Origin of the sequence: Microcoleus sp. S36b_A4 (assembly GCF_036700645.1) — a bacterium.
Lineage (GTDB): Bacteria > Cyanobacteriota > Cyanobacteriia > Cyanobacteriales > Microcoleaceae > Microcoleus.
The window spans coordinates 1-13,912 of the sequence record NZ_JAUBPI010000131.1 but is presented as its reverse complement, the minus strand read 5'-3'; the positions used below and the strand labels follow the sequence as shown (position 1 = coordinate 13,912).

Here is a 13,912-nt window from a genome sequence, read left to right as displayed (position 1 = left end):
CCGCTTTTATCAACAAGGTATGCGGGCTGCAACCCTTATACAGTCTATCTCGTAGACCTCTTTGTCACCCCCCCAGATTGGCGACACCAGTTATTTCGGCAGATAGAGGCGCGATCGCTCGCAAATATGAAAATCTAATTACAAGCTCAAAAATATCAAAATAGCGATCACCCTCAACCCGCCATGTTAGGAACAAATCAACTCAGAACAGCCGCTCTCTTAGGACTCCTAAGCGGCCTTCTCGTTTTAGGAAGTTATTATTTAATCGGGAACGAGCAAGGACTTTACATCGGTTTAGCGCTAGCCGGCTTCTCAAGTTTTAGCTCTTGGTACTATTCCGACACGGCAGCGTTAATGGCTTACCGCGCTCAGCCGATCGCCCGCAGCGAAGCTCCCGAAATCTACGATATAGTAGCATCGCTGAGCGAAAAAGCCCAAATTCCGGTGCCTAAAATATTTCTAGTTCCCACTCAATCTCCCAACGCTTTCGCCACAGGAAGAGACCCAGAACACGCGACAATAGCAGTTACTCAAGGAATCATAACTCTACTTTCCCGCGAAGAATTGGAAGGCGTTTTAGCGCACGAACTCACGCACATCCGCAACCGCGACACCCTCACTCAAGCAGTTGCAGGGACAATTGCCGGTGCGATTACATTTGTCGGGCGAATTCTGACTTTTGGAGCGCTTTACGGCCCGGTAACGCGGGATAGCAGACAAGGCGCGAATCCGTTTGGTTTGCTGTTTTTAATCATTTTAGCACCGCTATCAGCAACCGTAATTCAATTGGCGATTTCTCGAACCAGGGAATTTGCAGCCGATAGCGGTGCGGTAGAAATTACCAATAATCCCATCGGTTTAGCCAACGCCTTGCAAAAATTAGAGAAAATGGGTCATGAAATTCCGATGCACGGCAATCCTGCGATGTCGCCCCTGCTGATTGTGAATCCTTTTTCGACTAAAGGTTTGCAGTCACTTTTCCGCACTCACCCGCCGACAGAGGATCGCATTCAACGCCTTTTGGAAATCGCGCAGCAGCAGCAAGGTACTCCAGTTATGGCCTACGTGCCCGGAATTTGATCAGTCTAAAATGCAGCAGCAATATTTAGAAACCCGGTGTTTTGAAGCAACCGGGTTTCTGTGGATATTTCTTAAAGCTTAATTTTTATATCCTGTATTGCAATATGGATGAGTTATCTGCCCATTATCTAAAGTTGCCGATCCACCATCTTCTTTGCGCTGTATGTGATCGATAGAAATTGAGTTTCTGTGAATTAATCCGTTGCATATTTGACAGCGCGGTACACTCCGCAATAGGTCTTTTATAATAATCTCACTCTTTTTATTTGTATTGAATTCTTTTGTGGATGAAGTAACTGACTTCTCTTGATTGCGAATATTTAAATACTTAAAATCATCGCTCGATATAATTTGGTTTAGAGTGTCATCAAGAGTTTTTCCAGCTTTTAACTGAATCACAACTTGCTCAAAAAAATTCGATATGTGTTTGTAGCTTTTCTGAACATCCCTATACTTTTCATAAATCTGTTTAATTAAGTAGTCGTAATTTTGAAGAAAATCTTCAAAATTTTTTCTAACACCAATGAAGTCCTTTAACTTCTTTCTTTCCTCTAGTTTCATGACAAAATCAACAACAGCAAAGAAAGAGACAGTTCTGTGTTGTCCATTTGGTGAATAGAAATATAGAATGGGATGTAGCCCCAAAGAGGATTTATGATTGCTATTTAATATATATGCAACTTTTCTCACCTTTTTTAAAAAATTTATGGTTGTTTTACCTGTGAGATCATCCTTAACTTCCTTATTGTTAGAATCCTTATTGTTAAAATCTATTGTGTTAACAATATTTACAAAGTCTAAAATTAATGGTAAAGTTTGAGGGGAATACAATTTCCCGCCCACGGGTAGATCTAAAGTTTTTATGGGAGTCTGCAACGTCGGTTCAAAAAGTATCTCATTAATTTCTTTAGCTATTTCTTGAATTTGAGCCTGTATTTCCTTTGAAAATCTCGACCAATATTTATGACCTTTGCCACTTCTTATGATTGCGCGTGCTGCGATGCTATTAGGTTTCTTTCTGGATTCAAGAAGTTTGAGCTCGGTTTTATCAATGGGGGCAGCTTGCTGATTGATTTTGAAAAATGAATTTTCGGCTTTACTTGCATCACCTTCAACCCATTGAAGCTGAATTGCTAGACTTGCTAAATTTAGTGCGGATTTTACAATTTCTGGTTTAACTTTATCAGGATGTGTGAGAGCTAATCTAAAATCCTCGTATGCTCCAACATTTTTGTTAATCAGTTTGCGTGTTTCTTCAGCAATATTTAATTTTTCATCAGGAATTACACTGTCATAAAATAGTTTTGAGATTTGTCCATCGCCGTAATCATTGTTAACCCAAGCAGACAATGCACTCAATCTATGACTCCCATCAATCACGAATAAGTATCCACCTGTACTTCGCCACAAAATGATTGCGGGAATTAAATCACCTTCGATAAAACTTTTGATTAATTCGCAAATTCTTTGGCTATCCCATTCATTGGTTTCTCTTTGGAAATCTGGTTTTCTGACAGCGGGGAAGAAAAATGAATCTTTTTTGATGTCATCAATAGTAATTTTTTCTTTTTTGGTTGAAATTTTACTTTCTTCTACTTCAAAATCTTCTCGTGGAATCAGAGCATCTAGATTAACTTTAGCCATGATGTTTTTATATATATTTGGATTAATGAGCTATCCGTCAAACAGTGAGTAAGTAAAAGGCTATGTAATTTCGCTCAAGGGAGGCGCTTACACGAAGGGACACATCTCGCGGGTAGAAGTAACTCAGAACTTGGATTTTTTTTCAACCACCCTCGAATGATCATACATCTTTATGAACAGGACTTACCCACTCCGAACAAAGAAACCGGGTTTTTCTCGAATCTGCTGCCTACAGCGGAGTATTCTCGAAAAAACCCGGTTTCTGGGCCTCATGCGTAAGTCCGATTAAACCCTATTAAACTGAAGCCGCAACCTTATCTAAAGGCCGCACTTGACGGAGGAATTCGCGAAGTGCATCACCTTCCACCACCTCAGTTTCCAACAGTTTCTGCGTAATTGTTTCCAACAATTCCCGATTGGCTTTCAGAATATCCAAAGCTTGCTGATGTGCAGTTTCGACAATTTCCTTCACTTCTTGGTCGATCGCCTCAGCAGTCTGAGCACTTACCGCGCGGCGGGCATTTCCCATACCGTCATTGAGGAACATTGATTGTTGACCTCGATCGTAAGCTAGAGGCCCCAAAACCTTACTCATCCCGTAAGTTGTCACCATCCGTTCAGCTAAATCAGTCGCCCTTTGCAAGTCGTTGGAAGCGCCAGTAGTAATGCTACCAAACACCACTTCCTCAGCCGATCGCCCTCCAAGCAGTGTAGCAATCTGACCGCGCAATTCCGATTCATCCAACAAGAAACGGTCTTCTGTCGGTACTTGCAACGTGTAACCCAATGCTGCCATACCGCGCGGGACGATCGATATTTTGGCCACTTCGCCGCCGCCGGTCAGTGCAGCACCAACCATCGCGTGTCCGACTTCGTGGTAAGCCACAATCTTTTTCTCTTTTTCATTGAGCACCCGGCTTTTCTTTTCCAAACCAGCTACAACGCGCTCAAACGCCTCAAAAAAGTCTTCCTGCGCCACAGTTAGTCGCTTGTTACGAGCGGCTAACAAAGCAGCTTCATTGACCAAATTTGCCAAATCTGCGCCCGAAAAACCGGGGGTACGAGTGGCGACGGCCTTCAAGTCAATATCCGGGCCCAACTTCACTTTTTGAGAGTGAATGTTCAAAATTGCTTCGCGGCCAGATAAATCGGGGCGATCGACCAAAACTTGGCGATCGAAACGGCCAGGGCGTAACAAAGCAGCATCCAAACTTTCCGGGCGGTTAGTTGCAGCCAGCACAATTACCGTAGTATTGCCCGCAGCAAAACCATCCATTTCAGTTAACAGTTGATTCAGAGTTTGTTCGCGTTCATCATTCCCCCCGAAGCTAGCGTTACTGCTACGAGATTTGCCGATCGCGTCCAATTCATCAATGAAAATAATACAAGGAGCCTGTTTCTTAGCCTGCTCAAATAAATCTCTAACTCTTGCAGAACCAACACCTACAAACAGTTCCACAAACTCCGAACCGGAGATGCTAAAAAATGGCACGCCAGCTTCACCAGCCACTGCTTTTGCTAACAGCGTTTTGCCAGTTCCTGGAGGCCCGACTAACAGCACGCCTTTCGGGATTCTCGCGCCAATTGCCGTAAATCTGTCAGGAGTTTTCAGGAATTCAACAACTTCGACTAATTCAGTTTTAGCCTCTTCTACTCCAGCCACATCAGCAAAAGTAATTTTCGCCGATTCGCCTTCTACATAGACCTTAGCTTTGCTTTTGCCCAGCGAGAGCGCGCCCTGTGGCCCGCCACCCTGCCTGTTCATGAAAAATTGAAAAATCGCCACAAAAATCAGCGGCGGAACTACCCAGCTTAAAACACTGCCGATCCAGCCATTTTTGGAAGGAGGAGTTGCCGCAAATTCAACGCCTTTTTCTTGTAAAAGTTTAGGTAATTCCAGGTCAAAAATCGGCGTAGTTGACAGCACTTGACCGGGTTTGTCGCCTTCACCTTTGAGTTGGTAGCGAATTTCATTTTGACCTACCGAAGCTCGGACTACATCTTGTTCTTGTACTTGATGGACGAACAAGCTGTAAGGTACTTGCGGAATTTGAGGGCCGAACAAATTCGGTAAAAAGATGTTTGCCAGCAAAAACAAACTTGAGAGCAATAACAAAATATTGCTAATTTGGCGAAAACGAGGTGGTTGGGGCTGGTCTTTAATGGCCATTGATAACTGTCATCCTTTGATTTAAAGCAGTTTTATTCATCTATTTTCTCATCAAATACCCACACACTGTTAAGCGGATTTCCTCACTTTATCGGGTGGGTTAACCCGCTAGCACCGCTGTGCCATTATTAACAATGTTTTTTTTAACGAACCGCGAAGACGCTAAGGACACGAAGGAAGAGAAGAGCTTTCTAGTATGTAGGGTGCGCCGAAGAACAGGGAATATTTATGCAGCTTCCGGGTTTAACTGAATCATTTCCCAAGTGGTATAAGTGCCGATCGCACCCCAAATCGCGTAAGGCAAAAGTAACAAAGCGGCGGTTTGAGAAATCGGCAAAACAGCCAACGTCAGCACAACTCCCAAAATCTCGCCAGCCCCTCCCAAAATCGTCCCTACTTTGAGACTTTTGGCTCTGAGAGTAGCAGGAATATAAGCAACTGTGACAATTTCTAAAATCAAGTACAAAGCCATCAGCAGCCAAGTTTTGAGACTACCGGGTTCCTGTTCCCACACGAAAGTAGCGCTGCCGGCCCCGCAAGCAAAAATCACCGTCCAAATTAACGGAATAGCAGGCTCAAAAAACATCCAATTCGGTCTTTGAAGTTTAACGGCCCAATTAATATCGCGCAGTTTAAAAAACAGAGTACCGAAGGCGACTAAGAAAGTCACGCCGCCGATAATCATCCAAGATTCAATCATGGTTTTCAACTTTCCAATTGCTCGATCGCTCATTAAGTCGATCGTGCCAACTCCCAGCCGAACTTAGATCCGCCTTTAGTAATAACTTTTGTAAAGCCCAATGCAATTATCGCTAACCGCCCGACACATTCTTAGCAAACTCATCGCGTCCAGACTCCAAATTAGCTGGAACGCCGTTAGGGTAATTTTGCGCGATTAAAGCTTGCAACTTTTGCACTCGGTTTTCAGGGTTTGGGTGAGAACTCAAAAACTCCGGCGGCGCTTCGCCCTTCCTAGCGGCACCGAGGATTTGCATCACCTCAACAATACCTCTAGGATCGTAACCAGCTTCGGTCATAAACCGAAAACCGAGCTGATCGCTCTCAAGTTCATCTGATCTACCGTACCGTAAACCGACCACTTGATTGACAGCTTGAGCAATTAATGCAGCCTGCTGGCCCCCACCGCGATCGTCGCTAGTAGCCACCCCAACCGCCGTTACCAAAGACCTGCCGAACTGCTGTTTTGCCAAGTGTTCCGCAGCGTGTCGGCCCACCACGTGACCGGCCTCGTGCCCCAGTACAGCAGCCAACTGAGCCTCGGAATTCAGACGCCGCAGCAGCCCCGCAGTAATGAAAACTTGTCCCCCCGGTAAAGCAAAAGCATTGACAGTTTCGGCGTCTCGCAGCAGGTGGAATTCAAACGGATAACCCGCTTGTTTAGCGGCCGAACCGTTGACAACTCGTTCTCCTACTCGATCGACATACTGCTGAATACTCTGGTTGGGATAAAGCCCCCCGTGCTGGGCGGCCATTTTATCTCGCGCCTGCAATCCCAAAACTATCTCTTGGCGGGGAGAAAGCTGCACCCGCTGTCTCTCTCCTGTTACCGGATTTTGTACGTCGTTTGTAAAATAGGTGATTGCCCCAAAAAATGCCATTAATAGCCCGATCGCGGCTCGAAATAAAAATTTATTCACAGGCTTTTACCTAAAAACTTTCGCGAGTAGATTACCAGGCTGACAGCTAACTCGACATCTGTCTGAAGTATTAATAATGGAATATTGTTATAGTTTTTTTGGATCATTGGCTAAGAAGGCTTTTTTTAAACGAACCGCGTAAGCGCTAGGACACGAAGGAAGAGAAGAAGAGAAGAAGGTTATAGTTATTAAATCGGTTAAATCTGTTGAATAGATTACACAATCAGTTGCCGAACTTCCTTCGCAATATGTTCCAAGCTACCCGCCGCCGCCTCGCTATTTGGTACACAGCCGTTACTGCTGTATTGTTACTTGTATTCGCCACTGGTTTCTATTTCTACGTCCGCACAACTTTGATCGATCGCATTGATGACACCCTCCATCACGTTGTCGAAGTAATAGAGCGAACTCTGGTTATCGAACCGCTAAAATTCCCTAGTACCACAGATAAAAATAAATTGCAAGTTAATATTCAAGCCAGTTTTCGAGATAGCACCGATGCAGTAGAAGATGACCACATTGATTTAGAATGGTTCAGTCCTACGGGCGAATTGCTGTGGTCTACTTTATCGGAACCACTGAATATTCCCATTCACGCTAACCGCACTGGCGAAACAGTTTGGATTATTAATAATAAGTTGCAGTCAGATCAAAACTATTCCCTCAGACAAGTAACGCAGCGAGTACAAATCGGCCGCCAAGTTCTGGGATATTTGCGAGTCAGCCATCCTTGGTTTGAAGTGACAAAACCCATCCGCCAATTAATTCTTGATTTGATTTTGGGCGCGAGTTTAACTCTAATTTGCGTTGCAGCTATTGGCTGGCTGCTGTCGGGATTGGCTATGAAACCTGTGCGGGAGTCTTACGGGCGTCTCAAACAGTTTACTGCTGATGCTTCTCACGAACTCAGAAATCCGATCGCCACTATTCAAACTAACGTCCAAGTAGCTTTAGCGGAACCGGATATCGAACCGCAGCAACATCAACAGCTACAAGTTATCGAACGCCTCACCCGCCGCTTGGGGCGCTTGGTTGACGATTTGTTATTTTTAGCCAGACAAGATAGCGGCATCGTGCAGCAGGAGTGGATTGAAGTTCCTCTTGATGCTTTGCTGATGGAGCTAATTGAAGAACAACAGGCGATCGCCACTACCCAAAATCTCTCTCTTTCTTTGGAAATTGTCGATCTGCCCAACGCTGACGACAACTTTACACTGTTGGGAGACTGGGATCAACTAGCCCGACTTTTTACCAATATCGTCAGCAACGCCGTGCAGTACACGCCCTCTGGAGGTCAAATTCAAGTAGAATTGGATGTGGCAGCTAAAAACAAAAGAAATTCGCCGATGTTAAATCCAGCGCTGCAAATAAAAGTAACAGACACCGGCATCGGAATTTCCACAGAAGCCCTGCCGCATTTATTCGATCGATTCTACCGCGCAGATCCCGCCCGCACCCACCGCAGCGCCGCCGGTTCCGGTTTAGGATTAGCCATCGCCAAAGCAATTGTCGAAAATCACCGCGGCCAAATCCGCATAGACAGCCAAGTCGATCGAGGTACCGCCGTTACCGTCACCCTCCCCGCCCACAAATCAGAACAATTCCGCCTTTAAAACTTCCCCTCTTCCTCTCTTCCTCTGCGCCCTCTGCGGTTTAAAAAAAATCTACCCCTCAAACCCTTATTCTTCCTACCTCGCGCCCAAACCCAGCTATTAAAATTCATTTACGCCATGGATTAACATAAACGTTGTTGGAAAACCTCGATCGAACTTGTGAGGAGTTATTTATGTTTCGCCACAATCTACCGTTTAAAAAAATCAGCTTGCTAGCAGCCACCTGCGGAGGTTTACTCGTTAGTCTCGCAACACTTTCCCAAGCCGGCGGCCCCCCGCCCCAACAAGGAAAACCCGTTTCCCAACCCGCAGAGACTCCCGCAGCCACTGAAGAACCCGTCAGCGAACCAACTCCGGCTGCAAGTCCGGGCCTCAGCGGGATGCCCTCTACACCAACAGACGCGCCTCCCCGCTTCCCCCTGCCCAGTGCGCGAGTTACGCCTGCTGAAGGCGGGATAGTAATTAAACTGGTGAATACCACCAATGCTGTCATCAATTATCAAATCGTAGGCGTTACCCAGCCGCGCACTCTGGGCGAACAATCGGAAATTTTGCTTCAAACCCTCCCAGTACCAATCACCCTCACTTACCAGCGCCCAGACGGCGGATTGGTGCTGGTTCGCCCCCAAGCAACCGCGATGCCGGGAATGTTGCAAGTCAGTTTCGGCGCGACAACTGAGGTAGCCGCTGATACAAAATCTCTGGAAATTCAGGAAGATGGGAGAGTATTTGTAAATTAGGTTAATTGGTTGACGGTTGACGGTTGACGGTTGACGGTTGACGGTTGACTGTTACCATTCGTGTCAACTTAAGACTAAAATCCCTAATAAATATCGTTTATAGTTGAGTTTCGACCCCCCCTAACCCCCCTTATTAAGGGGGAGACAATAGTATTCTTACGTCTCCTCTAACTCGTATTTATAAAGGGGAAAGAACATTCAATTTCCCCCTTTATAAGGGGAATTTAGGGGGATAGAAACTTCGATACAAACGAGAGATTATACACAGGGTTTTAGTATTATGTTGACACCGATGGTCTGTTACTAATTCCCAATTTCCAATTCCAAATTCCCAGTCAACTGTCACTCGCCGAGTAACAAAGGAGGTAACTTAGTAAAAGGTAAATCCTCGTTGACAGCATCAATTTCTTCCTGTTCTCTTTCGTTGATTTGACCGATATAAGACTTGAGAATTTGCGCCAGACGGTTGTTATAAAATCGGTGCAAACTATAATTGGGCGTAGCTGGAAAGCCGCGCCGTTTTTTGTGCCGCCCGCCCGCACCGGGATCGAAGCTTTGGATGCCCCGATCGATCGCCCATTCGATCGGCGTATAGTAACAAGCATCGAAGTGCAAGCAGTCTATTTCCTGCAAACTGCCCCAATAACGCCCGTACAGTCGATCGCCCTTATACAAACAAAAAGACATACCCATCGGCTGTCTGTCATCTTCCTTGTCGTAGGCGGCTACAAATAAAACTCGATCGCGATAATTGTGGTGCAACTGTTCAAAAAATCGCTTAGTCAAATACTTGCTTCCCCACCAACCAAATTTGTCGCAAGTATTCTCATAAAAAGCATACATTTGAGCAAACATGGCTTGGGGAATTTCATCGCCAGTCAGCGTTTTTACCAACAAACCAGCTTGGTCAACTGCTTTGCGTTCGCGTTTGATATTGCGGCGCTGGTTGGCATTAAATGCGCCTAAATAATTGTCAAAATTTTGATAGCCTTGATTTTGCCAAATATAGCTGTGGTGCAGCCAACTGCTGAAACCGTGGCGTTCCATTCTTTCGCGCCATTCGGGATCGACGTAAAGGAAATTGCAACCGGAGATATTGTGCCGATCACAAAAATGGTCGATCGCGCTTACCATTACTCCAGTTAATTCGTCTTCATCTTCTCCCTCGGCAATCAAAAACCGATAGCCTTCAGCCGGAGTAAACGGCGTCATTCCCATCAATTTGGGATAATATTGAACACCCAAACGTTGAGCTAAATCGGCCCACTGATTATCGAATACAAATTCGCCGTAACTGTGACTTTTGACATAAAGTGGCGCGCAAGCAATCAACTGTTTGTCTCGCCAGACTGTTAAGTGATGCGGTAACCAACCGGTTTTACCTGTCGCACTGCCCGATACTTCGAGATTGTTAAGCCAATCCCATTCCAGAAATGGAGTTTTTAGTGGCATCGCCAAGGCATCCCACGACGCTTGCGGGATTTCGCCTATTTTGCTAATCCAGGCTACAGAATATTCAGGTTTTGGCTGTTTCAGCATAGGGAGATTTGAGCGTAGAGCGATCGAACTTCATTTAAGTTAATATAATTTCCCCTGTTCGACATTTGTTACCAGGCTCTGCCGGAAAGCAGTTAAAATGCGGGACTATCGATCGACCCGATAATGCAAAAATACCTCTTGTCCCACCTGGTTAACCGCCAAAAGCTCCAATTTCGGCGCTAAATCGGCCAAAAAACCCTCTCCCTCAACAGCCGTCGGTGCATCCGCCCCGCCCAAAATTAACGGGCACACCGTCAGCCAAAGTTCGTCTACCAAGCCTGCAGCTAGCACAGAGGCTACCAGTTTCCCCCCGCCCAGAATCGCCAAACGTTTGATACCGATAGTTTCTAGCTGTTGAAACGCATCAATCCAATCAATCTCTCCACCTACGGTTTTTGCATAGATAATTCGCTCGAATTGAGATGTTGCACCATTCTCAATAAGCCTTTTATCAACAGGCAAGATGCCTGTTCCACAAGCAAGTTCATCTCTTGTGCAACAGGCATCTTGCCCGTTCTTGAGAGGAGACGGCAATGCCGTTTCCCTGCTGTCAGGCCCCGTCAGCAGCCACCGAGGCACCGGTTGCTGGAAAAATCGCAAGTTTGGGTCAAATTGGGACGATCGCGAACATACAATTTGCACCGGTTGTGGCGGCTTCCCTTGGAGTTCCCTCTGTTTGACCAATTCCGGCGAAATCACTCTCATCGTCGTCCCATAAGCCTGTAACGTGCCGTTGCCGAACAAAACCGCGTCGGTTGCTGCTACTTGCTGTTCGAGGTGGGCTTTGTCGTTGGCAGAACCGAATCTCGCGGGCGATCGTACTGCATCTGCTATTTTACCGTCCGCACTAATCGCGAGTATTACTGTGGCGTGAGGTTCAGTCATGACTTATCAGAATTTCCCATAACATTTAACTGTAGCAATTCACAACTATTTGTAAAGTTTGTTTTCAACTCGCTCCCACGGGTTTTATTTGACGGATAATGTGGGTTTATTTATTTTGCAACCCCAGCGATCGCCCTAGCAAAGTATTTACTTTTCTTTACAAATAGCAGATCAAAAAACGGCGCGACAGGTAAAAATTTCCTTGCAGACTTCAAATGCGTCGCGCGATCGACTAGAGTAAAAAAAATGGCTTTATCCGTTTATTCATCGCAAAGGAAACAAAGCTCATGGTTCAACGCGGTTCTACAGTTCGGATTCTCCGCAAAGAATCCTACTGGTATCAAGAAGTGGGCACCGTTGCTACGGTAGACCAAAGCGGCATTAAATACCCAGTTATCGTTCGCTTTGACAAAGTAAATTATGCCGGCGTCAACACCAACAACTTCGCCCAAAGCGAATTAGTGGAAGTAGCAGCCCCCAAAGCGAAAGCAAAATCAACCGCAGCTCCCGGCGGCAAACAAACCACGCTCGACGAGAAAACTCGGCAAACCGGCCAGGGTAGCCCCTCGCAGCAGCCGAAAACTACCGCGGACAGCAAACCGGGCTCCGAAACGCCAGGCACGGTCCAAGGTTCGCCTCAAGGTCAAGGAACAGAACAACGCTAATTGTGCCAGAACTGCCAGAAGTTGAAACTATTTGCCGGGGTTTGAATCAAGCAACCCTCGATCAAGAAATGTTGGGCGGGGACGTGTTGTTAAACAGCACGATCGCCCGCTCAATCTCTGCGACCGATTTTTTGACGAAACTCAAAGGAAAGTCGATCGCCCGCTGGTACAGACGCGGCAAATACCTCCTGGCAGAACTATCTCAATTCCCAGAAGGAGAAAGAGAGAAAGGGAAAGGGGGAGAATTTAGAGCTCAAACTCCAAGCTCTTCCCCTCTTCCTTCTTCCTTCCTCCTTCCGTCAAAAGCCGGCTGGTTGGGCGTTCACCTGCGGATGACGGGACAACTGCTGTGGGTGAACCGATCCGAACCCTTGCAAAAACACGCGCGAGTACGGCTATTTTTTGAAGGAAACCAAGAATTGCGGTTTGTAGACCAGCGCACCTTCGGGCAAATGTGGTACGTGCCCGCAGAAACTGAGGTTTCGAGCACTGTCATCGGTCTGAAACTCTTAGGCCCCGAACCATTTTCAGACGAGTTTACAACAGAATATTTGACCCGCAAACTGCACCGGCGGGCGCGACCCATAAAAACAGCTTTGCTAGACCAGGCACTGATAGCTGGTTTGGGCAATATTTACGCAGACGAAACTTTGTTTTTGTCGGGAGTGATGCCCACAACTCTGTGCGCGGATTTGACCGCAGAGCAAATAGGGCGCATCCATACAGCTATTATTCAAGTTTTACAGAAGGCGATCGCATCCGGGGGCACCACTTTTAGCAATTTTCTCAACGTCCAAGGTGTCAACGGCAACTACGGCGGCGTCGCTTGGGTGTACAATCGTGCCGGTCAACCCTGCCGCACTTGCTCGGCAACCATCGAACGTATAAAATTAGCAGGGCGATCGACTCATTTTTGCCCCATTTGTCAGACATAGGAAGCAGTCAATGGATTTTAGGCTTTAGATTTTAGATTTTAGATGTACCCCACGAATCGCACTCCTTTATTCCTTAAGTCCGCTTGGAGTGGACTTTGTTTGTTTAGTAGCGATTTCAATCGCCGAGTGACTTTGCAGCCAAATCTAGATTAAAATTTGTATAGTTTTTTAAACTAAACAAAGCAAGTTATGGCAATCAAGAAAGGCAGTATAGTTCGCGCTGTACGCGAAAAATTGGAAAACAGTCTAGAAGCCCAAGCCAGCGACCAGCGCTTTTCCTCCTATATATTTGAAACAAAAGGCGAAGTGATGGATGTTCGCGGCGACTATGCCTTCGTCAAATTTGGCAAAGTTCCCACCCCGAATATTTGGCTGCGGGTAGACCAACTCGAAGATTTTAAGTAACTCACCACAACTAAACCTCACTGTTCTTAATGTAGCGAAGGGTGCACACCGCGCACCTTTCCCAATTAAGTTGATTGCTAAAATCTAAAATCTAAAATCTAAAATCTAAAACCCAATGAATTCTCCATCAAACCGCGTATCAATTATTGGTGCAGGCAAAGTCGGCAGTACGTTAGCCCAGCGAATTGCTGAGAAAAATCTGGCAGATGTAGTATTGCTAGATATTGTGGAGGGTTGGCCGCAGGGCGTTGCTTTGGATTTGATGGAAGCCAGGGGAGTGGAACGCCACGATCGCCAAATTGTCGGTACAAATAATTATACAGATACGGCCAACTCAAATATCATAGTAATTGCCGCCGGAGTGCCACGCAAACCCGGTATCAATCGGGAAGATTTAATTAAAATCAATGCTCGAATTGTCACTGAAGCCACAAAACAGGCGATCGAGCATTCTCCCGAAGCAATCTTAATCACAGTCACAAATCCCCTAGATATCATGACTTACAGCACTTTGCTTAACGATTAGGTACAATATTAGAGGTGGTAAGAAAGAGAAAAATGAAACCCTACTCCCTAGA

12 protein-coding genes and 1 pseudogene are annotated in these 13,912 nt (G+C 45.9%); 7 read left to right on the top strand and 6 right to left on the bottom strand.

The genetic code is table 11. The annotated features are described in order from the left end of the window. The first annotated feature begins 183 nt into the window (after positions 1–183). The gene (locus QUA03_RS26490) at positions 184–1,080 is read left to right on the top strand and encodes a M48 family metalloprotease (protein ID WP_333216366.1); all 897 of its coding nucleotides are present in this window, start codon (positions 184–186) and stop codon (positions 1,078–1,080) included. 78 nt (positions 1,081–1,158) lie between these two features. Here the strand turns inward: QUA03_RS26490 and QUA03_RS26485 are convergent, their stop codons facing one another. The 4 genes from QUA03_RS26485 to QUA03_RS26470 form a co-directional block, all read right to left on the bottom strand. Then, on the bottom strand, positions 1,159–2,724 hold the full coding sequence (locus tag QUA03_RS26485; protein WP_333216365.1) for an HNH endonuclease: 1,566 nt from the start codon (positions 2,722–2,724) through the stop codon (positions 1,159–1,161). A gap of 295 nt (positions 2,725–3,019) precedes the next feature. Further along, complete coding sequence (gene ftsH4 / locus QUA03_RS26480; RefSeq protein ID WP_333216364.1) at positions 3,020–4,894, bottom strand: ATP-dependent zinc metalloprotease FtsH4; 1,875 nt, start codon at positions 4,892–4,894, stop codon at positions 3,020–3,022. A gap of 226 nt (positions 4,895–5,120) precedes the next feature. After that, a complete protein-coding gene (locus QUA03_RS26475; RefSeq protein WP_333216362.1) occupies positions 5,121–5,594 on the bottom strand; it encodes a TspO/MBR family protein in 474 nt (157 codons plus the stop codon). A 112-nt stretch (positions 5,595–5,706) separates the two neighbouring features. After that, the gene (locus QUA03_RS26470; protein ID WP_333216360.1) at positions 5,707–6,552 is read right to left on the bottom strand and encodes a M48 family metallopeptidase; all 846 of its coding nucleotides are present in this window, start codon (positions 6,550–6,552) and stop codon (positions 5,707–5,709) included. A gap of 248 nt (positions 6,553–6,800) precedes the next feature. On the opposite strand from QUA03_RS26470, the gene QUA03_RS26465 reads away from it, so the two are divergent. Next, the gene (locus QUA03_RS26465) at positions 6,801–8,165 is read left to right on the top strand and encodes an ATP-binding protein (protein ID WP_333216368.1); all 1,365 of its coding nucleotides are present in this window, start codon (positions 6,801–6,803) and stop codon (positions 8,163–8,165) included. Between the two features lie 173 nt (positions 8,166–8,338). After that, a complete protein-coding gene (locus tag QUA03_RS26460; RefSeq protein WP_333216359.1) occupies positions 8,339–8,905 on the top strand; it encodes a hypothetical protein in 567 nt (188 codons plus the stop codon). 342 nt (positions 8,906–9,247) lie between these two features. Here QUA03_RS26460 and QUA03_RS26455 read toward each other — a convergent pair whose 3' ends face one another. Together QUA03_RS26455 and QUA03_RS26450 are read right to left on the bottom strand one after the other, a co-directional pair. Continuing rightward, a complete protein-coding gene (locus tag QUA03_RS26455) occupies positions 9,248–10,444 on the bottom strand; it encodes a GNAT family N-acetyltransferase (protein WP_333216358.1) in 1,197 nt (398 codons plus the stop codon). 105 nt (positions 10,445–10,549) lie between these two features. Beyond that, complete coding sequence (locus QUA03_RS26450; protein WP_333216356.1) at positions 10,550–11,329, bottom strand: dihydrofolate reductase family protein; 780 nt, start codon at positions 11,327–11,329, stop codon at positions 10,550–10,552. Between the two features lie 287 nt (positions 11,330–11,616). On the opposite strand from QUA03_RS26450, the gene QUA03_RS26445 reads away from it, so the two are divergent. The 4 genes and pseudogenes from QUA03_RS26445 to QUA03_RS26430 form a co-directional block, all read left to right on the top strand. After that, positions 11,617–11,994 (top strand): photosystem I reaction center subunit IV, encoded by a 378-nt coding sequence (locus tag QUA03_RS26445; RefSeq protein ID WP_333216354.1) that lies wholly within the window; start codon positions 11,617–11,619, stop codon positions 11,992–11,994. A gap of 2 nt (positions 11,995–11,996) precedes the next feature. Further along, a complete protein-coding gene (locus QUA03_RS26440) occupies positions 11,997–12,929 on the top strand; it encodes a DNA-formamidopyrimidine glycosylase (protein WP_333216351.1) in 933 nt (310 codons plus the stop codon). Between the two features lie 189 nt (positions 12,930–13,118). Next, a complete protein-coding gene (locus tag QUA03_RS26435; protein WP_333216349.1) occupies positions 13,119–13,334 on the top strand; it encodes an NAD(P)H-quinone oxidoreductase subunit O in 216 nt (71 codons plus the stop codon). Between the two features lie 115 nt (positions 13,335–13,449). Beyond that, a pseudogene (locus QUA03_RS26430) lies at positions 13,450–13,839 on the top strand (lactate/malate family dehydrogenase); the annotation flags it as partial. Positions 13,840–13,912: the final 73 nt, after the last annotated feature.

Excerpts from the sequence above, each read along its gene's own strand:
- QUA03_RS26490 (WP_333216366.1), top strand. The coding sequence starts at position 184 with ATGTTAGGAACAAATCAACTCAGAACAGCCGCTCTCTTAGGACTCCTA.
- QUA03_RS26485 (WP_333216365.1), bottom strand. The coding sequence starts at position 2,724 with ATGGCTAAAGTTAATCTAGATGCTCTGATTCCACGAGAAGATTTTGAA.
- ftsH4 (WP_333216364.1), bottom strand. The coding sequence starts at position 4,894 with ATGGCCATTAAAGACCAGCCCCAACCACCTCGTTTTCGCCAAATTAGC.
- QUA03_RS26475 (WP_333216362.1), bottom strand. The coding sequence starts at position 5,594 with ATGATTGAATCTTGGATGATTATCGGCGGCGTGACTTTCTTAGTCGCC.
- QUA03_RS26465 (WP_333216368.1), top strand. The coding sequence starts at position 6,801 with ATGTTCCAAGCTACCCGCCGCCGCCTCGCTATTTGGTACACAGCCGTT.
- QUA03_RS26460 (WP_333216359.1), top strand. The coding sequence starts at position 8,339 with ATGTTTCGCCACAATCTACCGTTTAAAAAAATCAGCTTGCTAGCAGCC.
- QUA03_RS26455 (WP_333216358.1), bottom strand. The coding sequence starts at position 10,444 with ATGCTGAAACAGCCAAAACCTGAATATTCTGTAGCCTGGATTAGCAAA.
- QUA03_RS26450 (WP_333216356.1), bottom strand. The coding sequence starts at position 11,329 with ATGACTGAACCTCACGCCACAGTAATACTCGCGATTAGTGCGGACGGT.
- QUA03_RS26445 (WP_333216354.1), top strand. The coding sequence starts at position 11,617 with ATGGTTCAACGCGGTTCTACAGTTCGGATTCTCCGCAAAGAATCCTAC.
- QUA03_RS26435 (WP_333216349.1), top strand. The coding sequence starts at position 13,119 with ATGGCAATCAAGAAAGGCAGTATAGTTCGCGCTGTACGCGAAAAATTG.